General features: G+C 31.7%; 21 protein-coding genes and 2 tRNA genes. 7 read left to right on the forward strand and 16 right to left on the reverse strand.

What is annotated here, in order from left to right; translation table 11 throughout:
* Window positions 1-264: 264 nt before the first annotated feature.
* Window positions 265-1,416, reverse strand: a complete 1,152-nt coding sequence (locus ABXG81_RS07410; protein WP_353528692.1) for an NADP-dependent malic enzyme — start codon at window positions 1,414-1,416, stop codon at window positions 265-267.
* 188 nt (window positions 1,417-1,604) lie between these two features.
* Here ABXG81_RS07410 and ABXG81_RS07415 point away from each other — a divergent pair.
* Window positions 1,605-1,681 (forward strand) — tRNA-Pro (locus ABXG81_RS07415).
* 295 nt (window positions 1,682-1,976) lie between these two features.
* Here ABXG81_RS07415 and ABXG81_RS07420 read toward each other — a convergent pair.
* Window positions 1,977-2,960 carry a hypothetical protein gene (locus ABXG81_RS07420; RefSeq protein WP_353528693.1) on the reverse strand — a complete coding sequence of 328 codons (984 nt, stop codon included), beginning with the start codon at window positions 2,958-2,960 and terminating at the stop codon, window positions 1,977-1,979.
* 261 nt (window positions 2,961-3,221) lie between these two features.
* On the opposite strand from ABXG81_RS07420, the gene ABXG81_RS07425 reads away from it, so the two are divergent.
* The 3 genes from ABXG81_RS07425 (at window position 3,222) to ABXG81_RS07435 (ending at window position 5,280) form a co-directional block, all read left to right on the forward strand.
* Window positions 3,222-3,998 carry a triphosphoribosyl-dephospho-CoA synthase gene (locus ABXG81_RS07425; RefSeq protein ID WP_353528694.1) on the forward strand — a complete coding sequence of 259 codons (777 nt, stop codon included), beginning with the start codon at window positions 3,222-3,224 and terminating at the stop codon, window positions 3,996-3,998.
* Window positions 3,979-4,977, forward strand: coding sequence for a [citrate (pro-3S)-lyase] ligase (citC, locus tag ABXG81_RS07430; RefSeq protein ID WP_117519904.1), 999 nt, complete (start codon window positions 3,979-3,981; stop codon window positions 4,975-4,977). Before ABXG81_RS07425 ends, citC begins: the two co-directional genes overlap by 20 nt.
* 226 nt (window positions 4,978-5,203) lie before the next feature.
* Window positions 5,204-5,280, forward strand: a tRNA-Pro gene (locus ABXG81_RS07435).
* Window positions 5,281-5,284: 4 nt separating this feature from the next.
* On the opposite strand, the gene ABXG81_RS07440 is transcribed toward ABXG81_RS07435, so the two are convergent.
* The 7 genes from ABXG81_RS07440 to citD all read right to left on the reverse strand — a co-directional run bounded on the left by ABXG81_RS07440 (window position 5,285) and on the right by citD (window position 11,670).
* Window positions 5,285-6,280, reverse strand: coding sequence for a hypothetical protein (locus tag ABXG81_RS07440; protein WP_353528695.1), 996 nt, complete (start codon window positions 6,278-6,280; stop codon window positions 5,285-5,287).
* Window positions 6,270-6,818 carry a citrate lyase holo-[acyl-carrier protein] synthase gene (gene citX, locus ABXG81_RS07445; RefSeq protein WP_209813168.1) on the reverse strand — a complete coding sequence of 183 codons (549 nt, stop codon included), beginning with the start codon at window positions 6,816-6,818 and terminating at the stop codon, window positions 6,270-6,272. Before citX ends, ABXG81_RS07440 begins: the two co-directional genes overlap by 11 nt.
* Window positions 6,808-7,509 carry a GntR family transcriptional regulator gene (locus ABXG81_RS07450; protein ID WP_353528696.1) on the reverse strand — a complete coding sequence of 234 codons (702 nt, stop codon included), beginning with the start codon at window positions 7,507-7,509 and terminating at the stop codon, window positions 6,808-6,810. Before ABXG81_RS07450 ends, citX begins: the two co-directional genes overlap by 11 nt.
* 62 nt (window positions 7,510-7,571) lie before the next feature.
* A complete protein-coding gene (locus tag ABXG81_RS07455) occupies window positions 7,572-8,921 on the reverse strand; it encodes a citrate:proton symporter (protein ID WP_353528697.1) in 1,350 nt (449 codons plus the stop codon).
* Window positions 8,922-8,939: 18 nt separating this feature from the next.
* Window positions 8,940-10,490 carry a citrate lyase subunit alpha gene (citF, locus tag ABXG81_RS07460; RefSeq protein WP_117519914.1) on the reverse strand — a complete coding sequence of 517 codons (1,551 nt, stop codon included), beginning with the start codon at window positions 10,488-10,490 and terminating at the stop codon, window positions 8,940-8,942.
* Window positions 10,487-11,380: an aldolase/citrate lyase family protein gene (locus tag ABXG81_RS07465; RefSeq protein ID WP_353528698.1), complete on the reverse strand. Its 894-nt coding sequence runs from the start codon at window positions 11,378-11,380 to the stop codon at window positions 10,487-10,489. The genes citF and ABXG81_RS07465 overlap by 4 nt, the downstream gene beginning before the upstream one ends.
* Window positions 11,377-11,670, reverse strand: coding sequence for a citrate lyase acyl carrier protein (gene citD, locus ABXG81_RS07470; RefSeq protein ID WP_117519918.1), 294 nt, complete (start codon window positions 11,668-11,670; stop codon window positions 11,377-11,379). The genes ABXG81_RS07465 and citD overlap by 4 nt, the downstream gene beginning before the upstream one ends.
* A 206-nt stretch (window positions 11,671-11,876) precedes the next feature.
* Between citD and ABXG81_RS07475 the strand changes: the two genes are divergently transcribed.
* From ABXG81_RS07475 to ABXG81_RS07485, 3 genes are read left to right on the forward strand one after another with little or no spacing between them, the layout of a single operon-like run.
* The gene (locus tag ABXG81_RS07475) at window positions 11,877-12,278 is read left to right on the forward strand and encodes a helix-turn-helix domain-containing protein (protein ID WP_353528699.1); all 402 of its coding nucleotides are present in this window, start codon (window positions 11,877-11,879) and stop codon (window positions 12,276-12,278) included.
* On the forward strand, window positions 12,278-12,826 hold the full coding sequence (locus tag ABXG81_RS07480; RefSeq protein WP_209813174.1) for an ImmA/IrrE family metallo-endopeptidase: 549 nt from the start codon (window positions 12,278-12,280) through the stop codon (window positions 12,824-12,826). The genes ABXG81_RS07475 and ABXG81_RS07480 overlap by 1 nt, the downstream gene beginning before the upstream one ends.
* The gene (locus ABXG81_RS07485; RefSeq protein WP_209813175.1) at window positions 12,823-13,365 is read left to right on the forward strand and encodes a class I SAM-dependent methyltransferase; all 543 of its coding nucleotides are present in this window, start codon (window positions 12,823-12,825) and stop codon (window positions 13,363-13,365) included. Before ABXG81_RS07480 ends, ABXG81_RS07485 begins: the two co-directional genes overlap by 4 nt.
* A gap of 227 nt (window positions 13,366-13,592) precedes the next feature.
* Here ABXG81_RS07485 and iadA read toward each other — a convergent pair whose 3' ends face one another.
* The 7 genes from iadA to ABXG81_RS07520 all read right to left on the reverse strand — a co-directional run bounded on the left by iadA (window position 13,593) and on the right by ABXG81_RS07520 (window position 22,997).
* On the reverse strand, window positions 13,593-14,720 hold the full coding sequence (gene iadA / locus ABXG81_RS07490) for a beta-aspartyl-peptidase (RefSeq protein WP_353528700.1): 1,128 nt from the start codon (window positions 14,718-14,720) through the stop codon (window positions 13,593-13,595).
* Window positions 14,717-16,165 carry a Na+/H+ antiporter NhaC gene (gene nhaC / locus ABXG81_RS07495; RefSeq protein ID WP_353528701.1) on the reverse strand — a complete coding sequence of 483 codons (1,449 nt, stop codon included), beginning with the start codon at window positions 16,163-16,165 and terminating at the stop codon, window positions 14,717-14,719. Before nhaC ends, iadA begins: the two co-directional genes overlap by 4 nt.
* Before the next feature lie 451 nt (window positions 16,166-16,616).
* Window positions 16,617-18,479, reverse strand: coding sequence for a hypothetical protein (locus ABXG81_RS07500; RefSeq protein WP_209813181.1), 1,863 nt, complete (start codon window positions 18,477-18,479; stop codon window positions 16,617-16,619).
* 80 nt (window positions 18,480-18,559) lie between these two features.
* Window positions 18,560-19,708, reverse strand: a complete 1,149-nt coding sequence (locus ABXG81_RS07505) for a toxic anion resistance protein (protein WP_209813183.1) — start codon at window positions 19,706-19,708, stop codon at window positions 18,560-18,562.
* 9 nt (window positions 19,709-19,717) lie between these two features.
* Window positions 19,718-20,776: a hypothetical protein gene (locus ABXG81_RS07510; RefSeq protein ID WP_209813185.1), complete on the reverse strand. Its 1,059-nt coding sequence runs from the start codon at window positions 20,774-20,776 to the stop codon at window positions 19,718-19,720.
* On the reverse strand, window positions 20,773-21,384 hold the full coding sequence (locus ABXG81_RS07515; RefSeq protein WP_209813187.1) for a 5-bromo-4-chloroindolyl phosphate hydrolysis family protein: 612 nt from the start codon (window positions 21,382-21,384) through the stop codon (window positions 20,773-20,775). Before ABXG81_RS07515 ends, ABXG81_RS07510 begins: the two co-directional genes overlap by 4 nt.
* Window positions 21,384-22,997 carry a VWA domain-containing protein gene (locus ABXG81_RS07520; protein ID WP_209813189.1) on the reverse strand — a complete coding sequence of 538 codons (1,614 nt, stop codon included), beginning with the start codon at window positions 22,995-22,997 and terminating at the stop codon, window positions 21,384-21,386. Before ABXG81_RS07520 ends, ABXG81_RS07515 begins: the two co-directional genes overlap by 1 nt.
* Window positions 22,998-23,129 lie beyond the last annotated feature (132 nt).

Genomic DNA, 23,129 nt, shown 5'->3' on the forward strand with positions numbered 1-23,129 from the left:
AATAAAAGTGATATCTTAGCGTATCCATATCGACTAAATGAATATACCTTGATTTGGTACATTCATCCCTAAAACTAGTGCGAAAGCACGGAAAAGTTTGCCTAGCAAACGAGTTTTAGTGTGAGTGTAACGAATGCATGGAGAGATCTCAATATTAGCTCAATATAATTTATACAAACAAAAGAGACTGTTACTTAGTAACAATCTCTGTTCTTTTTATTGCTTATACAAATCTTATTTTACTTTTATACTCATAATTAGCAATTATTTTATTTCTTTCACAGCCTCTGCTACTGCATCTGCTATTCCTTCTTCAAATGCTGATGGTATGATGTATTCTTCTTTTAATTCCTCATCTTCCACAAAGGCTGCCAGTGCCTTTGCTGCTGACATTTTCATATCATCTGTAATTTGTGATGCACGTGCATCTAGAGCACCTTTAAAAATTCCAGGAAATGCTAGGACGTTATTGATTTGGTTAGGGAAATCTGATCTTCCAGTTGCTACTACCCTTGCCCCTGCTTTGATAGCTTCATTGTAATCTATTTCTGGTACTGGATTAGCCATGGCAAATACTATGGCGTCCTCATTCATATTTTTGATATCTTCCCCATCTATAATATTTGGAGCTGATACTCCTACAAATACATCTGCACCAACCATTACTTCTTTTAAAGAACCTTCAAAATCTTCTGGGTTAAATATTTCAGCTATTTGTGCTTTCACAGGATTGTCTGAATCTAACATTTTTTTTGTAATTGCTCCACGTGAATCGCATACTATAATATTATTTACACCTAAATCTCTAATAAGTTTAGCACAAGAAAATCCTGCTGCTCCTGCTCCTGAAATTACTAATTTGATATCTTCTGGCTTTTTACCAACTAACTTTAGAGCATTGATTAAAGCTGCTACTGTAACTATAGCTGTACCATGTTGATCGTCATGGAAAACTGGGATATCTAACATCTCTTTTAATTTATCTTCTATATATACACATCTTGGAGATGATATATCCTCTAAGTTAATTCCACCAAAACCTGGAGCTATATTCTTAACAGTTTCGATTATTCCATCAGGGTCTTGAGTGTCTAGAACTATTGGAACTGCATTTACCCCACCAAATTCTTTAAAAAGTACAGACTTTCCTTCCATAACTGGCATAGCTGCCTTTGGGCCAATATTACCAAGACCTAATACGGCAGATCCATCACTTACTACTGCTATAGTATTAGCTTTCATAGTATATTCATAGGCTAAAGATTCATCATCAGCTATTTTCTTACAAGGTTCAGCAACTCCTGGTGTATAAGCATAGGTCAAATCTTCTGCATTATTTACCTTAGCCTTTACATCTGTACCAACTTTACCTTGCCAGTTTTTGTGCTTTTCTAGTGCTTTTTCATAAACGTCCATAATATGCTCCTTTTAATATTATTAATCCACTAGTTTTATATAATATTTGTAAATAAAGAAAATATTTATCTTATATTTAATCTAGCAAATATTTATCTTAAATAAATAATAACACTCGTAAAGCTTTAATGCAAACATTTCCATAAAGGTTTTAAATATCCTTAAAACTAGTATAATAAAGGATATTACGGGGTGTAGCGCAGCTTGGTAGCGCGCGTGTTTCGGGAACATGAGGTCGAAGGTTCAAGTCCTTTCACCCCGACCATATTTTAATGGAGATCTTACATAATAAATAAACGTCCTAAAATCATTAGAATAAACTCAATGGATACTTTTACTCTACGAGTTTTTAGACTAAGTTTAACCAAACTTAGAGAGCGTAGATTTCTCAGTCCTTGGACTACATACTTGAGATTTTTCCGTTTCGCTTCACTTCAGTCGAAATGGGGGTTATCCATCTCGACCGAGCGTAGTGAGCGGAGAGATCTCTTCATTTGGACTATATACTTGGGATTTCTCTACTTCGTTTCGCTCCATTCAAAATGGGTGAATTTTTTATCTTAATTATTTAATAAATCACGTCTTAATTCTAAATTTTCTAGATAGCTTGTTATTGTTGGATATTCTTCCTTAGCCTTATTAGCATCTTCTCTTATACTTGCTTTATCTAGTGGATCTATAGTTACAGTTGCAACTTTTTTGAAATCCTTATATAGATTTTGTGAGAATCCATCTACTACAATATCAAAGTTTGGGCTTATTTCTTCTTTATCCTCAATACTTTCCAAAGCCTTATTATTGGAAGATTCTATACTTTCTAAGTCATTAATAATAGCAGCTATTTTTTCTTTTTCTTCTGGATTATCTATTACATTACCTGTTTCAATAGCAAGGTTGATTTGTCTTGCTATTTCATCAATTTTTTCTGTATTTTCTTTAAGACCAGTTAGCATTTTATAGCTATCCTCATCTATATTGTTACTTAGGGTCATTACTGATTTAACAGCAGATTTACCATAAATATTAGAAAGTTCTTCTTGAACCATCTTATTAGATTTTTGGATTTTCTTGGTAAGTGATTCAATGTAGCTTGCACTGTATTTTCCTATATATGATGCATCTTCTTTAACTACTCCATCACGTATCGCTTCTTCATCATCAACTACCTTGATCACTTCTTTTATTTCTGCAGTTACTTCATCAAGTTCTTTTGTTATTCTTACGACATTATAAGCATTTGGCTTAGAGTTATCATCATCTAAGCTAGCATCAGATTCATCAGCATTCTCACTAGTTGATTTCTTGACTGCATCTATTGAATCTCTAAGCTTTTGATTTGTAGCTTCTAATTTTTTTGATAATTCTAAAGCTTTCTCATCATCTGATTTAGAATCTTCTTTATTTACAAAAGTTGCTCTTAAAATCCCAAAATAAATAAAGAAAACTCCATCAAAAATAGCTACGATTGTTGAAATACCCAAATAAATATTTACAATATGTATATTATTTCCTAAAAATTTTACCAATTCTCTAACAATGATCATGAATAAAAATCTCTAATAAGACTATCAGGCAAAACACTGAAAGTAATTGCAATTATCAAAATTACAAAAGTAAAGTGACCAAGAAAGACCTAAGATATATTTATTCTTCATTATAACCTCCTATAATTTATATTATAAATAATATTACTTAAAAATATTTATAAAAACACCTTCATTATAAAGTTTAGTAGATATAATACCAATAATTTTTAATACATCTAAAATGCAAAATATTTTTTTGATTTATGTTATACTTCATATATGAGAGATATTAAAAAATACACATGCGCCCTGAAAAAATCTATAGATAAAGAATTATCCAGAAAATATGGCTTTGGTTGTGTGACTTATTATAGTAAAGGATCCCATGAGGACATGGACTGGACTTTATTTAATAAATCAGCTAATGCTATTTGCTTAGCTTTCGAAGAAACTGAATGGCAAAATATTAGTGATTTTTATGATTTACGTCAAAGGGGCATTGATATAGAAAAGACTATGTTTGCTTCTACCAATAATATAAACACACATAAGGGCCTTATATTTTTACAACTATTTCTAGCTTATAGCTATGTTTATGAAAAAAAATGGAAAGATTTAGAAAATTTCATAAAAACTTTCGCCTCTCCTCTTCTTAAAGATTATAAAGCTGAATTTAAGGCAATGTTCTGGGATAATAACGGATTAAGGGATATAAGGAACTATCCCCTAACTGGTTATAAAGAAATAATAAGTATTACAAATTATATTTATAATAAGGATATTTCTGATACTAGCTTGACCCTATACCTAATTGCAAATGTAGATGATACAACAACTTTTCACAGGTCAAATTTAGATACTTTAAGATATGTTCAAAATAAAGCATCTAATATCGCTGATATTAAGGACCCCGACATCTATCAAGATAAGCTAGAAGAGTTAAATAATTATTATATATCAAATAATATCTCATCTGGTGGAATTGCTGATTTATTTACAACTATTAGAACTCTAGAATTTTTAAGGAAGGATTTTGATGGAAAAAATTTATCCTAAAAAAATAAGTAGTGATAAAAAGGACCTTTTTGAACTTCTCAGATCAGAATCTATAAGGTTTGAAGAAAACATTGATACAACTTTTGCTAAATATGAGAATAATAAACTCATAGCTACAGCATCTTTATATAAAAATATAATCAAATGTGTAGCTATTGATGATAACTTTAAGGGTGGTGCTATCTTTAATGAGCTTATGACCGTTGCCTTAAACGAAATTGAATTAAAGGGCTTTGATGGAGCTTTTGTATATACCAAGCCAATTTATGAAAATTCCTTTACTGCTATAGGCTTTAAGGAAATAGAAAGGGTTGAGCCTGATCTAATATTTATGCAAAAAAGTCATAATGATTTTAGTAAGTATTTAGAAAGTCTTTCAAAGACAAAAGTAGAAGGTGAATCTATAGGAGCTGTTGTACTTAATGCAAATCCATTTACCATAGGCCACAAATATCTAATAGAATATGCAGCTAAAAACACTAGCTACCTTCATATATTTGTAGTAAGCGAAGATGCATCATATTTTACAACAGAGGATAGATACAATATGGTTAAGGAAGGTGTAAGAGACTTATCAAATGTAATTATACATAAGACAGATAATTATCTAGTATCATCTGCAACTTTCCCTTCATATTTTATGGATGAAGATAAATCCATAACAAAAATACAGGCTAAATTAGATGCCAAAATTTTTAAATATCATTTTTCCAAAGTTTTAGATATTGATAAAAGATTTGTAGGGACAGAGCCAAATGATGAAGCTACTAGAATCTATAACGAAACTATGAAAGAGATCTTTAAAAGCAAGCCTAATCCAAATAAACCAGAAATTGTAGTAATACCTAGAAAAAAGGTAAATGAAGAGGCAATATCGGCATCCAGAGTAAGAACTTTGCTTAAAAATGGCAAGCTAGAAAATACAAAGGATCTAATACCTATTACTAGCTATGAATACATAAAGAAGCTATTTAGTTGACTTATATTAAAAATAAGTAATCATAGTCCTATAAATGATCTATTTATAGTTTTAAATATAAAACTACTAATTATATCAGATTAAAATTTCTACCAATTGTGAATTCAACTAACTAATAGAATACTTAGATACTAAGGATATTAATAGGTTCACTTTGAGATATTAAATATATAATTACATTATTAAGGATGAAAATTTATAATTAAAAAGTACTATGTAAATATTGCGGGGTGTGGCGCAGCTTGGTAGCGCGCGTGTTTCGGGAACATGAGGTCGAAGGTTCAAATCCTTTCACCCCGACCAATATTTATCTTAACATCTTAGCTAGACTTTCTATTTTTTCTTCATCTCCTGGTACATATCTATTTTTAGCAATGTTTGCTATTAGGTATTTTTTGCTTACTCCATACTTATCTGATAAATCACTTACATTTTTCATAAAAGCAGAATATATCCCATAGTAACCAATCAATATCATATCTCTCATATCCTTAATATTTACATCATATTTTTTAATTATTTTATCAAGCACTTTTACACATTCTATAGACTTAAACATATCAGCATTAATCTTGTAACCTTCTTTATCTAATACTGCAACAAGGCTTTCTGTTCTAGTATTCCCAGCTCCTGCGCCAAGTCCTGCTATTGCTGTATCTATAAAGCTTGCCCCACTTGATATAGCAAGCATGCTATTACCCACAGCAAGTCCTAAATTATCATGAGTATGGAAGCCTATTTCAAGTTTTGTAGCTTCTTTTACTTTTTTTATAGTATCTACTACACTACTTGGAATCATAGCTCCAGCAGAATCTGTTATAGTGATTGTATCAGCTCCAAATTTCTTTAGTTTTGAAGCTTCACTTGTTATTTCATCTGCAGATAAACGACTAGCCATCATCATAAATCCTCCAACTTGAATCCCCTTATCTCTAGCAAGTTTTATATAATCTTTAGCTGGCTCTACATTACTAGCTTGTACTGCAAGCCTTATAAGTCCTATATCGTAGTCTAGAAGTTTCTCATAACTTTTTATATCAGCCTTATTTGGAAATACTAAGATTGCAATCTTACTATTTTTTGCTTGCCCTATAGCTGCATCTAAAATTTGATAATCTGTTGCAAATCCCTCTTTATTAAAACTTCCCATTCCAAAACCATATCCTACTTCAATATAGTCTAAGCCAGATTGATCTAAAGTTTTTACTATTGATTTAATATCATCCAAATCAAATCTATTACCTACTGTATGATTTCCATCTCTTAGAGTTGAATCTATAATTTTTATCTTTCTATTTACCATAAGTCCCCTCATAATTATCTATCAAATCTTCTATCCATCTTATCATGCTATCTAAATTATGCTTTCTAGATCTAGCACAAATTTTTGCATCATCATTACACAAAAAGCACTTTCGTGATCCAAGATCAAGCTCTTGTCTGCTTACACTTTTCCCTTTATATATTAAATCTATATCGTAAAGTCTACCAAAATATGAATTTTCCTCAATATTTACCATCTTCATCTTTAAATCACAAGGATCCCCTTTTGCCACACAAAAATACTCTGGTCCTGTAATATCTTTTTTGCTATCATTATAAATTATATTTTTAGAATCTAGCGTTAAATTTATATCTATTACTCCAAGATTAAAAATATTAATAATAGCATCATTAATTTTTTGTTCTCCTGGTATATTCAATTTAAAACAAATTATAATCATATCAGGATAAACTTTTTCTAAGTCATGAATCTTTATTATTCTTCTTTCTCTATTATCCAATACATCATTTAAACTTGGAATATTATCAAATGTAAAATATTTATAATCATTCCTCATTGATATCTTCCTCTTTTTCATTTAGAACGAAATCCTTATATTTATAGGATTCTCCAATTATATAATTTTTTGATCCTTCTAAATGTTTTATAATAAATTCTTCCAGACTATTAAAATCTTTTGCTTCCATAAGATCTAAGATCTTGCTATGCTCTTCTATAGATAATTTTCTTCTTGAATTTTCGCTTCTCCCATCAAAAGATAACTTTCTTAAAACTTCTAGATAATCATTTAAGTTCGCTATAATCATTGTAAGCCTAGGCATATCTGCAAAATCATATATTGCTTCATTAAATAACTTGGCAGCTGCTCTTATTTCATTAATTTCTCCATTTTTAGAAGCAAGATCTGCCTTATTCAATAAGCGCCTCATATATGAAAAGTCATTTTCCCTCATATTCAAGCTAGCTTCTCTAAAGGAAAGAACATCCAGAGCAGTCCTAATTTTAAATATCTCTTCTATATCATCAACGGTTATTATTCTTACACTGTAACCAATATTTCTATTATAGTTTAAAAGGCCCTCATCATAAAGGCTGTTTAGAGCTTTATTTATAGGAGTTCTAGAAACATAAAGCTCTTCTGCTAAGTCCTTAGCCTTAAGCCTTTTGCCCATAGGATACTTACCGTTTATAATATTAAATTTTATTTCACTTCTAACTTTTTCATATAAACTTTGTGTATCATTCATAGTTGCACCTTATATTCTTTCTAAAAATAAAAGCCTCTACTTTTGTAAAGGCTTTTAAATTACTATACAGCTATTATTCCAAATAAAACTCCAAATAATAGCATAATTAAACTTATACCATAGCAACAAACAAAGGAAGCTTTGATGTGATCCTTTAAGCTAATCTCATCTTCAAATAATCCTAATCCAAGCCAGGTTGCTGGAACCATAGGTGATAAAAGTAATATACAGTTTTTACCTAATACCATAGCTATAGCTGTGTATAGCGATTTAATACCAAATGCTTCACCTACACTTGCTAGTGGTGGTAATATTCCATAGAAGTAAGCATCTGTTCCTGTAATCATACCAAGCGGTCCGCCTAGAATACCAAATATTATATGTATATATTTACCTAAGGATTGTGGAATAATGTTTATTAGAGTATTTGCCATTGCTTCTAGCATTCCTGTCCCTTCCATTATTCCAACCATCACTCCAGCGGCCATTATAGTGGCTACAATTGATAAAGCACTTGCTGCATTCTTTTTAATTTGATCGTTTTGATCTTTTAGATTAGGAAAGTTTATAACCATAGCTAGCACTGTACCAATCATAAATATATAATAACTTGGCAAGTTTATTACACTATTTGCCATAAGTAAAGCTATAATGGCAATCGTTAACAATATATTTACAGGTAATAACTTTTTAATTCTAGGACTTAGTTCACTTTTATTATTTTGATCAATACAAGTTGCTTCTGACTTATTAGAAGTTTTCGTAACTTCTCCTGTATTAGCTATATTAAAGTTAGCTTCTGCATACCTTTTCTCTTTTATACCTAATATAATTGCAGTTGCTAAAGCTAAGAAAACGCCAAGAATTTGTATAGGTATTAACTCTCTCCATAATTCAGTAGGATCCATTTTAATAACTGTTGCTGCACGTACTGTAGGGCCACCCCATGGAAGGAGGTTCATAACTCCTACTGATGCAGCTATAATTGTTAAAAGTGTTTGACTTCTCATTCCCATCCTTTTATATATAGGAAGCATAGCTGGAACCGTTATAAGTAAGGTGGCTGCTGCTGATCCATCCAGGTGAGCAAGGATTGCTATAAGAGCTGTAGATACAGTGATCTTTACTGGATTATCGGACGCCCACCTTGCAAGTTTGTCTACAAGAGCATCAAATACACCTACATCTGACATTATCCCAAAGAATAATATAGAGAAAATAAACATGAAAGCGTTATTTTTTATAGAATCCATACCATCTGTCACATAAACAGATAGATCGTCTATGCTTGTACCTACTATAAATGCAGCCACAGTTGGTATAAGAACCATAACTGCGACTGGACTCATCTTTTCTTTTAATAACAATATAATGATCAGTGCAATCATTATAAAGCCCATTACTGATAACATATTTTCTCCTTGTAATATTTAATTTTTATTTTTAACTTTTTTGACAACATCTATAATAGATCCATCTCTGTATTCAACTACCGCAACTACATCATCTTCATATTCTATTTTATTAGGTTTTCCTGTGATTTGTTCACCACGTTTTATAAGATAATCCATATTTACTATAGGTAAGTCTGTATTTTGTAATTGCTTTAATAAATCTTCCCTATTTGGATTTACTGCTACACCATAGTCAGTTACTATAACATCCACTGTTTCACCTGGCGTTGTAATTGAGGTACAACTTTCACGAACTGTAGCTATTCTTCCTCTTATAAGTGGTGCAACTATAATTGTGCAATGAGATCCTGCTGCTGTATCCGGATGTCCACCTGGAGCTCCTTGTATAGTTCCATCTGATCCTACAACTACATTAACATTAAAGTCACGGTCTACTTCCAATGCTCCAAGAACTACATAGTCAAGTTTATTTACATATGCTCCTTTATTAAGTGGATTAGCATATTCACTAGAATCTATCTCAAAGTGATTAGGATCAGTATAAACACTCTCTACACTTGGTACATCAAAGGCTTGATCATCTGCAAGATATCTTACATATCCTTCTTTTAAGAGATTTACAATAGGCTCTGTAATACCTCCCATAGCCCATCCCATTTTGATACCTGTATGCTCTAAATAAGATTTTATCTTTACAGCTACTGCAAGACTTGCCCCACCTGCACCTGTTTGGAAGGAAAATCCATCTTTAAACCACTCAGTGTTTGCAATTACTTTAGCACAATATTCTGCCATTTTTAGCTCACGCGGGTCTTTTGTCATTCTTATAGCACCTGAGGCTATTTTAGAAGGATCTCCAATCTTGCCTACATTTACCACATAATCAACATCAACAGAGCTTATTGGATGGGGATAATTTGGGAACGGAACTAGAGTATCTGTTATAACTACAACTTTATCAGCAAATTTAGCATCAGCTCCTGCATAGGAAAGAACGCCACAATTAGCCTTACCATTGATACCACTAGCATTGCCGTATTCATCTGAAGAACTCGCAGCAATAAAAGCAACATCTATCTTTACCTTTCCAGATTCAATAGCTCCAACTCTACCACCATGACTTCTAATATATGCTGGATTTTTAAGCTTTCCTTCTGATATAGCTTCCCCAATTTCATCGCGTACACCTGATGAAGAAATACCTGTTATAGTTCCGTCTTCTATCATTGGTACAAAGTTAGCATGAGCTTTACCAAGGGATGATGCGCATATAAATAAATCTTTGATTCCTAGTTCATGGATAGCTTCCATAACCATAGCTGCTACAAAGTCACCATTTCTAAAGTGATGATGGAAAGAAATTGTATCTCCATCCTTTAGACCAGTTTTCTTGATGGATTCTTTTATATTTTCAAGTAATTTGTTTTCACTTGGTTTTATATTAGTTTTTATAGTAGGAGTCTCTTTTACAAGATCTTTACCATCATTAGCATAGGCTCCCTTAAAGACTTCACTACCATCTTCTAGTAAGTAATCTGGAATTTCTCTATTTACTGCGTTTTTCATATCAAATCCCCCTCATATATTCCTGCGGCTTTTGCCATACTTAAAGTTCTATAAGCTCCTTCTACGTGGGCATTATCAACCATCTTTCCATTTACAACCACTACACCAATACCAGCCTCTTTAGCTTCATTTACAGCAACTATAACACGTTCAGCATTTGATATTTCATTATCATTTGGTGTAAATACTTGGTGGACTGTATCAATTTGTTTTGGAGAAATAATTGATTTTCCATCAAACCCCATATTTTTTATTAACTCTGTATCGTGTCTTAAACTTTCTTCATCATCTAGATCTGTATATACTGTGTCAAAACACATAACTCCGGCCGCACGAGCTGATAAAACCATTTGAGATCTTGCTAAGAAGTACTCCTCACCTGTCTTTGTAGTCTTTGCATGCATAGTTCGAGCAAAATCTCCACCTGAAAGTGCCACACCCATAAGTCTATCGCTTGATGTGCATATTTCATAGCAATTTATAATTGAAAGCGGTGTTTCTAAAGCTGCCATAAGCATAGTTATACCTATATCTTTACAAAATTCTTCCTCAGCTTCTTCTACTAATTTCTCAACTTCAACTACCTGATCACGACTCTCGCACATAGGAATTCTTATACCATCGCATCCACCTGCTACAGCAGCTCTGATATCTTCTTTATAATATGGACTATCAGTAGCATTTATTCTAACCCAAATTTCAGTTTCTCCATAGTCTATATATTTTAAGGTATTGTAAAGTTGAATACGCGCGGAATCTTTTTCATTAGGGCTTACTGCATCTTCAAGATCCAAAATCACACAATCAGGACCATAGATGTATGGATCTTTTACAAGAGATGCTCTTTGAGCATTTAAAAACATCATGGTACGTCTTATTTCTCTTTTCATATCTTATCCCCCCATGGTATATTTTCTGTAATATTATTAGATCTTAATATCGCAGTTTCTACTCTAGATCTGATAGTGCAATCTAGTGCACCTCTATCATCTACTAAAATTTCACCTGATTCTATTTCTAAATTATCTAGTATTTCTTTGACTGTTTGTTCTATTTGACTACCAAATTGAGCATAAACACTACTCTTAACTTCTAATTTTAGCTCTTCACTAGGATATACATTAACTTCAGCATCACTAGACTCTAGAGTTCCAGCGCTAGCTTTATTTTCAATCTTCATAATCTCCCCTTTCTATGAAAAATGTTTTCATACTCCTTAATTCTATTTTACAATAAATAAATAATAATAGAACCCTGTATATTGCTTAAATACAATCTAAATGCAAAATATATATATTTAATATAAATTGATTTTCCCAGACTATTAATGTATAATTAAGACATTAAATGACTTTATCAAGAGTCCTTGATAGATTAGGAGAAAATATGGCATTTGCTAACAAATTAAAAGAATTAAGAGAAGCTAACAACATAACCCAAGAACAACTTGCAAAATATTGCGATGTTTCATTAAAGACTATCTCTAGATATGAATCTGGTCAGACTAGGCCAAGATATAGAAAGACCTATGATGCCCTAGCTGAGGCTTTGGGTACTACTCACGATTACCTGGTAACTGACGAAGAGGACTTTATCCTCAAAGCTCGTGAACGCTATGGTAATGCTGGGGGCAAAGATGCTGAAGAAATGGTAGAAGGAGTCATAGGTCTTATGGCTGGAGGGGAAGTCCCAGAAGAAGACAAGAAAGCAATCCTTGATGCTATAAGTGAAGCATACTATATAGCTAAAACAGAAAATAGGAAATATAATCCACATAAGGACAAATAATGTCTACTACCTATGATAAAATTTACACTGATGTAAATAACTTAATAAACTTATATAAAACTCGCGATCCTCGTGAAATCCTTGAAGGACGTGGAGTGTTTCTTATTCCCTTTCAAAACCCTACTAAAGTTTTGGGAATGTATAAGATCATTAAGAGAAATCGTTTTGTCTTTTATAATCCCTATGTTGATGATAGGATAATAAATATGGTCTTCGCACATGAGCTTGGCCATGATTTATACCATAGAACCGAAGCAAAACAAGGCGCAGCAGAATACGAGCTTTTTGATATAAGAAGTGAAATGGAAATTGAAGCGAATATTTTTGCAGCCCATCTATTGCTTGATGAAAAAAAACTTATGGAGGATGTAAAAGAAGGTTATAGTTACAATCAACTGGCCAGCCTTTATGATGTAAATGTCAATCTTATGATTTTTAAGCTAAATGAAATGCATAGGATGGGTATGCCTATTGTAAAAAACGAAACTGATTCTAAATTTTTTACAAAAATTGATGGTAGTAGTGAAAATTTAGGTAATTATTTATGATAGATAGGCCAACAGACTTAGCACATGAACTAATAAAGCGTGAAAAAGATATAAAAATCGCAGTAGACATGACTGCTGGAAATGGATATGATAGCAAGTTCATTCTAGATGAATTAGATCCAGACAAACTCTTTGCTTTTGATATACAAGAAAGAGCTAAAAAAGCAACCTATGATCTATTAGGTCAAAAAGATAATTTTGAATTTATTTTAGATAGTCATGCTAATATTGATAAGTATATAAAAGATGACCTAGATTTAGTAATCTATAATTTAGGATATCTTCCAAAAGGCGATAAAAATATTACGACTAAAGCAGATAGCACTATAAAAAGCTTAGAAAAAGTTTTAATACTTTTAAAAAAGAATGGTAAAGTTGTAATGACTATTTACCCAGGCCATAAAGAGGGCTTTATAGAGTCAAAAAGATTAGATGATTTCCTAGGAGCTCTATCTTATAAAGAATTTACAGTTTTAAAAATGGACTATATAAATAAAGTAAACAATCCACCTTATTGTGTTGTTATTGCTAAAAATTGAGCTTTTCTTCTTATAATAAATATTAATAAAAATAGATCTACTTTTATTTAGCAGATCTCATACTTACTGTTGACAAAATATAAAATTCGACCACCCGACCGAACGTAGTGAGTGGAGATGGGCTGTAGCTTAATTTAAATTTTAAATTATTAATAAATTATAAAATCGACTTTGTCTACATTCTAAGATTTACTTTTGCTTAGCAGATCTATTTTTACATTCTTTTTTTATTCATAAGTTCCTTTTACCAACATATTTTTATCTTTCATCATAAATTTGCCATTTGATATTACTGTATCCAAATCCAAATTTTCATCTAATAATAGTAGATTAGCTATGTATCCTTTTTTCAAATATCCAATCTCCTTATCTAACTTTAAAGCCTTTGCTACATTTGATGTAAAAGGTTTGATTGCATCTTCTAATTTCTCTCCCGATTTTACAAGTTCTTTTATAGCTTTTAGTCCTGTATTTACTGGACTATATCCAATTTCTATCAAGTTTCCTTTATCATCATAGTTTGACCAGGATCCAAATCCATCTGAAGAAAAAGTAATTTTATCAAGAACGTTACTTTCTTTTGCCTTTTTATAGGATTTAATATCAGTCAAGTCTTTACTCATAGAAGTTGTTAAGTCTATATATCCCCCATTTGTAGCAAACTTTATAGCCTCTCCATAGAGTTCTTTATTCCTATTAACATGAGTAGGTCTAAATGTTGTTATTGGAATATTAGAATATTTAAGGGCATCATTTATTTGCTCAAAATAAAATTTACCATCACCCATATGGATAGTTACATGCCCGCTTTTACCAGAAATCATACCAGCGATCCTAGCTTCTGAGCCTATCCTTTGAAGCTCTTTGTAAGAAAGAGAAGAATCTCGATGATCATTTATAGCAATCTTTACTCCAATTAACTGATTTATAAAAATAATATCCTTTTTTATAGATCCTGTTATAGTAGGACTTGGATAAGCATATGATCCTGTCAGTGAATATGTTTTTATTCCTTCATTTGTAAGAGCTATAGATTTTGCTACAAGATTTTCTACACTTCTTGTTTCTGAATCCGTACCCAAAAGCCCAACTGCCGTAGTAATACCAGCCTCTACTAATTTTGAAAGACCAATTTCTGGTACTCTTGTATGAAATCCACCTTCTCCGCCACCACCTGTAATATGAATATGCTGGTCTATAAGTCCTGGAATCACAGTTTTACCGCATGCATCAAATACTTCATCAACTTTATATGGTGACTTTCCAGAAAAAATATCGACTATTCTATCATTTCCAATAAGGATTCTATCCTTATTTTTTTTACCAAGTATTTTCGTATTTTTAATTAAAATCATAGTTTCTCACTCTCTTTTGTCAAAAATTTTTCTTTTTCTTCTTCACTTATTTTTGTGATACCTATACCCGTAATTGCCCAAATTATAGCAAATATGATTCCTGTATAATTTAAAACTGCCCAAGGAAGGTAAGTCAATGTTTCAACTCCCAAGGTTGCAGCCATATAAGCTCCTGCTGCTGACCAAGGAATCAGCGGAACCAAAACCGTACCAGAATCTTCTAAAGTCCTAGATAAATTTTTAGGATGCAAATTTCTCTCAAGATAAACTTTTTTAAATAATTCGCCAGGTATTAAAATTGAAAGATAAGAATTTCCCGTTACAAAGGCAACTGTAAAGCAAGATACTATAGTTGATATAACAACTCCAAATGTACTCTTCACCCTGCTTAAAATTGCGTCCAATACTACATCAAGCATACCTGAAACTGACATAATACCTGCAAAACCCATAGAGCAAAATACTAAAATTGTAGTAGTTGTCATCGAGACAGCTCCGCCTCTATTTATAAGGGTTGCTATATCTTCAATTATTTTTCCATTAAATCCAGTCATCCCAATATCAAAACCATTTATCATAGAAGCAAAGCCATCTTTTAAGGAAAATCCTTGGACAAAAATTCCAATGACAACTGAGATTAAAGAATTTACTACCATAGTAGGTAAAGTTGGAAATTTTAAGATTGAACCTGCAAGCATAATTATTACTGGAAGAAGTAAAATAATATTCCAATTATAAATTCCTGATAGTTGACTTTGTATTATATTTACAGAATCTGCGCTTGCAAGACTTGTCTTTGACGATAGACCTGCAATTAGATAAACTATAATGGATACAATAGATGCAGGGACAGTTGTATATAGCATATGTTTTATATGATCGTAAAGCTCACTTCCAGCCGCAAGTGGAGCTAAATTCGTTGTATCAGAAAATGGTGATAGCTTATCTCCAAAATATGAACCAGCTACAACTGCTCCTGCTGTAATTGCTAAATTCATATTAAGTCCTTGAGCAATACCCATTATTGCAACACCAATCGTTCCAGCTGATCCCCAAGATGTTCCTGTAACCGTCGATAAAACAGCAGTAATTAAAAACGCAGTTACATATAGAAATCTTGGGCTAATAATTTGAACGCCATAATAAATTATCATAGGTACAGTACCGCAAAACATCCAAGAACCTATCAAAAGTCCAACCGACCATAAAATAAGAGTAGCTGGTAGAGCACTTGATATCTTTTCTATTATTCCTCTTTGCAATTCTTCCCAAGTATATCCTAATGTTTTAGCAATCATGCTTGTAATAATCGTACATATTAAAATTATAGGTTCTGCCCTTAGTTTCAAAAATCCTACTCCTATAGTAAGCAAAACAATCATAATAACTAATGGTGAAATAGCTTGCAAAGTGCTAGGTTTAGTTTTTTCTTTTGTATCTATCATATTATTCCCCCACGAAATTTTATTTCGATAATTATATAATATACTTTGTTAAAAAGTCAAGAAATATATGCTATTACAAAGTACTAACATAGAATATATAAATAGATTTTATAAAAAAAGACGAGGAATTTATTTTCCTCATCTTAGAACGTAGACAAAATCAATTTTTAAATTTATTAATAATTTAAATTTTAAATTAAGCTCCAGTCCATCTCGACTAGATGAAAGTACCTTGATTTGCTACATTCATCCCTAAAACTAGTGCGAAAGCACAGAAAAGTTTGCCTGGCAAACGAGTTTTAGTGTGAGTGAAAAGAACACATGGATAGATCTCCTGAGATTTCTCCGCTCACTACCTTCGGTCGAAATGGGTAAATTTATATTTTATCAACAGTCTGAGATAAGAGATTTATTTTCCCCATCTATATACCTTAATATCATATTTTGTATCTTATTTATTTAATAAATCACGTCTTAAGTCTAGATTTTCTAAATAACTTGTTATTGTCGGATAGTCTTTCTTAGCCTTATTAGCATCAACTCTTACACTTGCCTTATCTAGTGGATCTAGAGTTACAGTTGCAACTTTTTTGAAATCCTTATATAGCTTTTGTGAGAATCCATCTACTACAATATCAAAGTTTGGACTTATTTCTTCTTTGTCTTCAATACTTTCCAAAACCTTATTGTTAGAAGCTTCTATACTTTCTAAGTCATTAATAATGGCTACTATTTGCTTTTTTTCTTCTGGATTGTCAATTATCTTACCTGTTTCAATAGATAGGTTAATTTGTCTTGCTATTTCATCGGTCTTTGCTGTACTTTCTCCAAGTCCTGTTAGGATTTTATAGGTATCATCATCTATATTGTGACTTAGAGTCATTACCGATTTAACAGCAGACTTACCATAGACATTAGAAAGTTCTTCTTGAACTAATTTGTTAGATTCTTGGATTTTCTCGGTAAGTGTTTTGATATACTCTACACCATCATTTTCTATATCTGATGTATCTTCTTTACTTACTCCATCTCGCATTGCTTCTTCGTAATCAATCATCTTAATCATTTCTTTTATTTTTGTAGTAACATTATCAAGTTCTTTTGTTATTTTTGGAACATCATAAGCGTTTTGATTAGAGTTATCATCATCTAAAATAACATCAGATTTATCACCATTCTCATTACTTGATCTATTGACTTCATCTAAAGAATTGCTAAGATTTTGATTTGTAGTTTCTAATTTCTTTGATAATTCTAAAGCTTTCTTATCATCTGATTGAACATCTTTTTTACTAGTTTCATTCTCTTTATCTATATCAGTGATAGTTTCTTTGATTTGCTTAGCATTATTATCTAAATTTCCACTTAATTCTTTTATTTCTTCATTAGATTTTTGATCTTGCTCTTGGATTTCTCCTTTACTAACTCTTACACCATTGATATCCCAAGCTGAATCCTTATTTGGATCAACTGTAGAATTAATTGTAAGTTTTACCAAGGTATTATCTGGTATTACTAGTCCATTGAAATCCTCTACATTAATTTCACTTACTTGACCTGCTGGCTCATAACCATTTTTTGTAAGTTGATATCCTTGAAGCTTAAGACTAGATGGCTCAAAACTTTGATTTTCACTAGGCTCTAGTGGATAAGCAAGTTTTATATCTTTATCAGTGGTATTTGTTAGATAATCTGTCCACTCTATTTGATTATTTCCCACAAACTTACCAGAAAGAATAGATGCAACACCATCAAGGTCTTTATCTAATAGAGCTTTATTGCCCTTAGAATCTTCTATAAGTTCGGAAAATACTTTCTTTACTTCCTTGATACTCTCGTCTTCACTTACTAAGGCTAAATCAAATGAGTAAGTAGTAGTTGAATCTTCCTTAATATCAGCTTCTAAAGTTATAGTATTTTGATCTGTATTTGATAAGTCAAGTTCAATCTTTTGCATAGAAGTTAATTGATCAAAAGTTAACTTAGCATTGCTATTAACTACATTTAGATTCTTAAGATTAGAGTTATCTGGCAAATAGATGTAGGCTCTTAGATTAGATTGGCTCTCTATTTTAGGTATATTGAAAGTGTAAGATGCTTTTTTACCGTCATTTGATAGATTGTTAGAAACTAGATCTATATAAGATTTTTCACTTTTTTCCACTTGATCATTTTGATCTTCACTAATATTTTGCTCGACTTCTTGGCTATTTTCTAATGTTTCACTTGCAAAAGAATTTATTGGTACAAATAAGGCTAAAGCCAGGGCAAATGAGCTATAAGTTTTTATTTTTGTGTTTTTTGTATTTTTCATGAATCCTCCAAATTTATAACATTTTACTCAAATCAAGTTATTTTTCAAAAATTTAAGCCTTTATATAAATATAACTAAAATTATTCTCCTCTAGTTTTAGGAGTGAGTGTATTTTTAAGTTCATCTCTTAAATTATTTTGTATATCCATAAGTTCTTTTTCTGCAAGCTTGCGTTGATTAGTAGCATCTTCTTGAATTTGCATAGATTCATGGATAGTATCTATTAGATTTTGATTAACTTCTTTTAGTGTGTCAACATCTATAGTTGATCTTTGAGCTTCTTTTTGAATTTCAACTGTAGAGTTTTTAAGATTTTCTGAATTGCGTTTTAAAAGTTCATTTGTAGTATCGGAAACTTGTTTTTGCATATCTACTATCTCTTGTTGACGGTTTAATCCTAGAGCTATTATAACTTGTGACTTCCAGAGTGGGATAGTGTTATTTATAGAATCTGTAATCTTATCTACAAGTAATTGGTCATTGTTTTGTATGAGTTTTATTTGTGGTGCAGTTTGGAGAGCTACTGCTTTACTAGTCTTTAGGTCAAATATCCTCTTTTCAAATCTATTTACATTTTCTTCAAAATCTCTAACCACTTGCATAGCCATAGGCTCATCTGAAGCTTCAGCTTCTTTGTATAAGGCAGGGAGCGTTTCATTTCTCATCTCTTCTATAGATTCTTCACCTGCTATTATGTATCTTTCAAGTTCTTTAAAATAATCTATATTTTCTTCGTAAAGCTTATCAAATACACCTATATCTTTTAAAATCTCCATGCGAGCAGTTTCTAGTTTGGCAGAAATCTTATCTATCTGTACTTCCATATTTTGAAAGCGAGTCATATATTTTTCAATTTGATTTTTAGATCCACCAAAAATCCTATCTATAAGCGATTTTTCACCCATAGTTTGTATATCAACATCATTTACTTTAACAAGCAAATCGCTCATCAACTCCCCTACTTCTCCAGCATCCTTACTTCTTACTTCTGAGAGAATAGTTTCTGAAAATTGGGCAATTGATTTTTGAGCATTGGTTCCATAAACTGATGACATTTGTGAATTTCTAAGGTCTATCTGATTTTTAATCTCATCTATTTTAGATCTATCTTCTGGACTGATCTTTTCTACTCTTTTTTCTGTAAGTTTTGCGATTTCCTTTTTATCTAAGCTTATATCATTAACCTTGCCACTATCTTTCATAAGATTATCTAGTGAATAATCTGCCATAATATCTCCTTATTTTATAGCTTCCATGAGTTCTAACATTACATCTACACTTGGCATCGGCATTATTTTAGTTACTTGATCTGCCATACCGTTTACATCAAATTCATCAGGATTTTCTGTTCCTGATACTGTTGTTCTAAATCCATGATCTTTCCATGCCAAAGCTTGAATATCTTTATCCATCAAAGCGTTAAGACCTACCTTACCACTCTCTGTTAGTGCAATATAAACATGAGATGACCAGATTGTTGGTTCTGGATACATGATTATGACATCATCTCTAATCTTATCATACATATCAGACTCTTGCTTAGAAAACTCTAATAATTGGGATTCATAACCTGCTATTATAGGATAAGATCCTACCCCTTGGCGGAGAAATTGGTTAAACATATCTATAGATGATGATTGCATATAGCCAAGTTGCCTATAAATATGAACTATATTATCTTTCACTTCATCAATATTTGACTTAGAAACTGGTTTATTTCCATTTAAGGCATTTGCTAAAAGTCCTAGAAACATATTGCCTGAATTGGATTCATTAGGATCTGTGGTGTCAACTAAAATAGGTCCATATAACTGATTTAACCCTATATCCGTCCAAGTTTTTTCCTCAACCATAAGATTTGCAAGTTTTATCATATCCACATAATAAACTCCATCTCGATTATCTACTACGCCTTCTTTTTCTAGTGCATTTACTACAACTTTTCTTGAATATAGGACTATTGGTGTGTTAAATACTATTTCATTTTGTAAGTCCTTACCTCCATTTTTTCTAAAAAGCTCTAGGGCAAGTTGACTTGATGGCCATAAATAGTCTTTATCACTTGTATCAACATTCGCCATAGCTAAGGAACCTTCTTTACGATAATCCATACTTAGACCATAGGCCTTTTTTACCTTTTTCTTAAATTCATCGTTTTCCACAAAGGGAATTTTTTCTCCTCCTATATATCCATTTATAGATACTTGGTCAGGAGTTTGCTTTTGGTAAAACATATAGCCGCCAGCGCCTACTATTACCAACAATAATACAATTAATCCCCGCTTTTTTTCTTTCATTTAATATCTCCCCCTAGTTTCATAGTTTGTTCAAGAAGATCTGTTTCTACCTCAAGTTGAGTTATTTTATCCTTATAATAAGAATCTCTTTGTCTTTTAAATATTTCATTGAGTAAGTCTAAGGATCTTGACGTTTTTTCCTTGATTTCTTTAAACTTATCCTCACTTACATTTGCCTTATCAAGGTTACTGTAGTTTTTGACTATTTCTTCAGCTGTTTTCATATAGTAATCCAGAAAATACCTAGATTTGGATATCTGTCTAGGATTATTTTCTAAATATGATTTGATATCTTTGGATGTTCTGCTTAACTCTATAACTTTTGTTTTTATACTCTTATCTTTTATACTATCAGCTAGGGTTATTAGAAATTCAATTCTTAATTCAAACTCATTAAATATAGCTTGTATCTCTTCTCCATTTTCCAAAGCTTCTACATCAGTATTACCTATCATCATTTTTGGCTTACTTATAAGATAAACACCTGTATAAACACCTATAGCAAGAATAGCTGCTATCCAAAAGCTCCGCTTAAGACCAACAAGCAGGCCAAAAAAAGTTAAAAGTGAGGCTATTAAAGCCTTAATAGTTCTGCTTACTTCTATCATTAGTTATATCCCTTTACATTTTGAAAGGCCTTTATCATATCATTTCTTCCATCAAAAACTCTTGCCTTTGACATTGTCGCTATTTCCTCTAGGTCTTCTTCTTGCGCATCTCCAAACATTATCCCAAAAATCGGTATATCCATGTCTAGATCATCATAAGCTTCTTTAAGATCTTCAAAACTCCATTCACCATTAGGCCTACCATCTGTTAGTACAACTATAGCTGGTGAGTAATCTTTTAAGATATCTTTATTTTCTTCTAATATATCTATAGCTTCTCCTATAGCTTCGTACATATAAGTTGCCGATAGGGTATTATACTGTTTCAAATCGTTATATAGATAAGTAAGCTCATCGCTATTTCCTTCAGCTTGCAATATAGTTATAATTTGTTTAGAAAATGGAAGCACGAAAGTGTAATCTTTGCTAGTTCCTAGTAAAAGATTTTTACTAGCATTTTCTGGAATTAGAACTTGATTCATGGCCTCCATTATTTGATTATAACCATCATTTTCATCCATAGATTCTGAATAATCTAAAACATATATGGTAAATGCAGGCTTTTTAAACTCTGTTTGGTACATATTTAATGCTTCTAAGATAACATCTGCTTTTGGCATCCTTACAGGTGATAAAGTCTTATCTAAATCTATTCCCCATTCTTTTTTGTATACTTCTCTATTTTCTTTTCTAACATTTCCATAGGCAGACCTTTTACCTATAGCTTCGATTTTACTTTGAGCCTTATCACTTAGTAAATATTCTTGTAATTTTTTGAAGGCTTTTTCCTTTTCTCCATCACCCTTATCTACATATGCTAGTGGAGAGTCAGATATTGATAAGCCATCCACTGGGTAAATCATATACAAAGGTTCTTTGCCCTCTTCTTCTAATTTCTTATTTGTGGCAATTATTAGTTGCTCATAGTTTACCATAGCATCATAATCACCCTCTAAAAATAGATCTACCAGCCAATTAGATGAACCTGATGATCTTTCTACACCAGATAATAAGGAAATTATTTGATCTTTAAGATTTTTATCAGCTAAATCTTCGCTAGTAAGGCCATCCTTATCTTTAGCTAGAGCTTGAAGAAATCCTAAATAAGCACTTGCGCCAGAGTTAGACTGAGTAGCTGAAGTCATAGTAAATTTTAGCTTTCCAGCTTTTATAGCATCTATAATTTCACTTGTTTTTACATCACGACCTACAAATCCCAAATCATCAGCAAGAGATTTTTTAATTCCAAATACAACTGGTGTTTGAGAAGTAGTCTCTGTATATTTTAGTATGTGATTGCTATCTCCTAAATTAAGCCATATAGAAGAAGCTGGCCAAACCGCATCATATGTAATATTTGAATCTCCTATAAGTCTCATAATATCTAGTGATCCTTGGTAGTCGATTTGTATATTTTGTTTATTCTCCTTGGCATATTCTTCTATTATAGGCTCTAGTTCTTTATTCTCAGAACCAGATACAATTTTTAAAGCTTCTCCCTTGTTATAAGAAGATGAAAAATTAGAACTATTAGCAACTGGAAGTTCATTATCAACTTGACTGCAAGAACTTAGTAAAAATAATGATAAGATGATGGTAAGTAGCCTCTTCATAAATTTCTCCTTTTATTTTTCTTATTATAATTATACCAAAAAGCTTTTATTTTTAAGCATAACCAGCAATTTGTAATGAATATTTTACAAAAAAGCTTAGGGTTCATTTATATATTAAACATATTCTCTCAA

This window comes from Anaerococcus nagyae (assembly GCF_040364225.1).
In the GTDB taxonomy this organism is placed as follows: Bacteria; Bacillota; Clostridia; order Tissierellales; family Peptoniphilaceae; genus Anaerococcus; species Anaerococcus nagyae.

Bases quoted from the DNA above. Each gene is read 5' to 3' on its own strand.
- ABXG81_RS07410 (WP_353528692.1), bottom strand. From the start codon at position 1,416: ATGGACGTTTATGAAAAAGCACTAGAAAAGCACAAAAACTGGCAAGGT.
- ABXG81_RS07420 (WP_353528693.1), bottom strand. From the start codon at position 2,960: ATGATCATTGTTAGAGAATTGGTAAAATTTTTAGGAAATAATATACAT.
- ABXG81_RS07425 (WP_353528694.1), top strand. From the start codon at position 3,222: ATGAGAGATATTAAAAAATACACATGCGCCCTGAAAAAATCTATAGAT.
- citC (WP_117519904.1), top strand. From the start codon at position 3,979: ATGGAAAAAATTTATCCTAAAAAAATAAGTAGTGATAAAAAGGACCTT.
- ABXG81_RS07440 (WP_353528695.1), bottom strand. From the start codon at position 6,280: ATGGTAAATAGAAAGATAAAAATTATAGATTCAACTCTAAGAGATGGA.
- citX (WP_209813168.1), bottom strand. From the start codon at position 6,818: ATGAGGAATGATTATAAATATTTTACATTTGATAATATTCCAAGTTTA.
- ABXG81_RS07450 (WP_353528696.1), bottom strand. From the start codon at position 7,509: ATGAATGATACACAAAGTTTATATGAAAAAGTTAGAAGTGAAATAAAA.
- ABXG81_RS07455 (WP_353528697.1), bottom strand. From the start codon at position 8,921: ATGTTATCAGTAATGGGCTTTATAATGATTGCACTGATCATTATATTG.
- citF (WP_117519914.1), bottom strand. From the start codon at position 10,490: ATGAAAAACGCAGTAAATAGAGAAATTCCAGATTACTTACTAGAAGAT.
- ABXG81_RS07465 (WP_353528698.1), bottom strand. From the start codon at position 11,380: ATGAAAAGAGAAATAAGACGTACCATGATGTTTTTAAATGCTCAAAGA.
- citD (WP_117519918.1), bottom strand. From the start codon at position 11,670: ATGAAGATTGAAAATAAAGCTAGCGCTGGAACTCTAGAGTCTAGTGAT.
- ABXG81_RS07475 (WP_353528699.1), top strand. From the start codon at position 11,877: ATGGCATTTGCTAACAAATTAAAAGAATTAAGAGAAGCTAACAACATA.
- ABXG81_RS07480 (WP_209813174.1), top strand. From the start codon at position 12,278: ATGTCTACTACCTATGATAAAATTTACACTGATGTAAATAACTTAATA.
- ABXG81_RS07485 (WP_209813175.1), top strand. From the start codon at position 12,823: ATGATAGATAGGCCAACAGACTTAGCACATGAACTAATAAAGCGTGAA.
- iadA (WP_353528700.1), bottom strand. From the start codon at position 14,720: ATGATTTTAATTAAAAATACGAAAATACTTGGTAAAAAAAATAAGGAT.
- nhaC (WP_353528701.1), bottom strand. From the start codon at position 16,165: ATGATAGATACAAAAGAAAAAACTAAACCTAGCACTTTGCAAGCTATT.
- ABXG81_RS07500 (WP_209813181.1), bottom strand. From the start codon at position 18,479: ATGAAAAATACAAAAAACACAAAAATAAAAACTTATAGCTCATTTGCC.
- ABXG81_RS07505 (WP_209813183.1), bottom strand. From the start codon at position 19,708: ATGGCAGATTATTCACTAGATAATCTTATGAAAGATAGTGGCAAGGTT.
- ABXG81_RS07510 (WP_209813185.1), bottom strand. From the start codon at position 20,776: ATGAAAGAAAAAAAGCGGGGATTAATTGTATTATTGTTGGTAATAGTA.
- ABXG81_RS07515 (WP_209813187.1), bottom strand. From the start codon at position 21,384: ATGATAGAAGTAAGCAGAACTATTAAGGCTTTAATAGCCTCACTTTTA.
- ABXG81_RS07520 (WP_209813189.1), bottom strand. From the start codon at position 22,997: ATGAAGAGGCTACTTACCATCATCTTATCATTATTTTTACTAAGTTCT.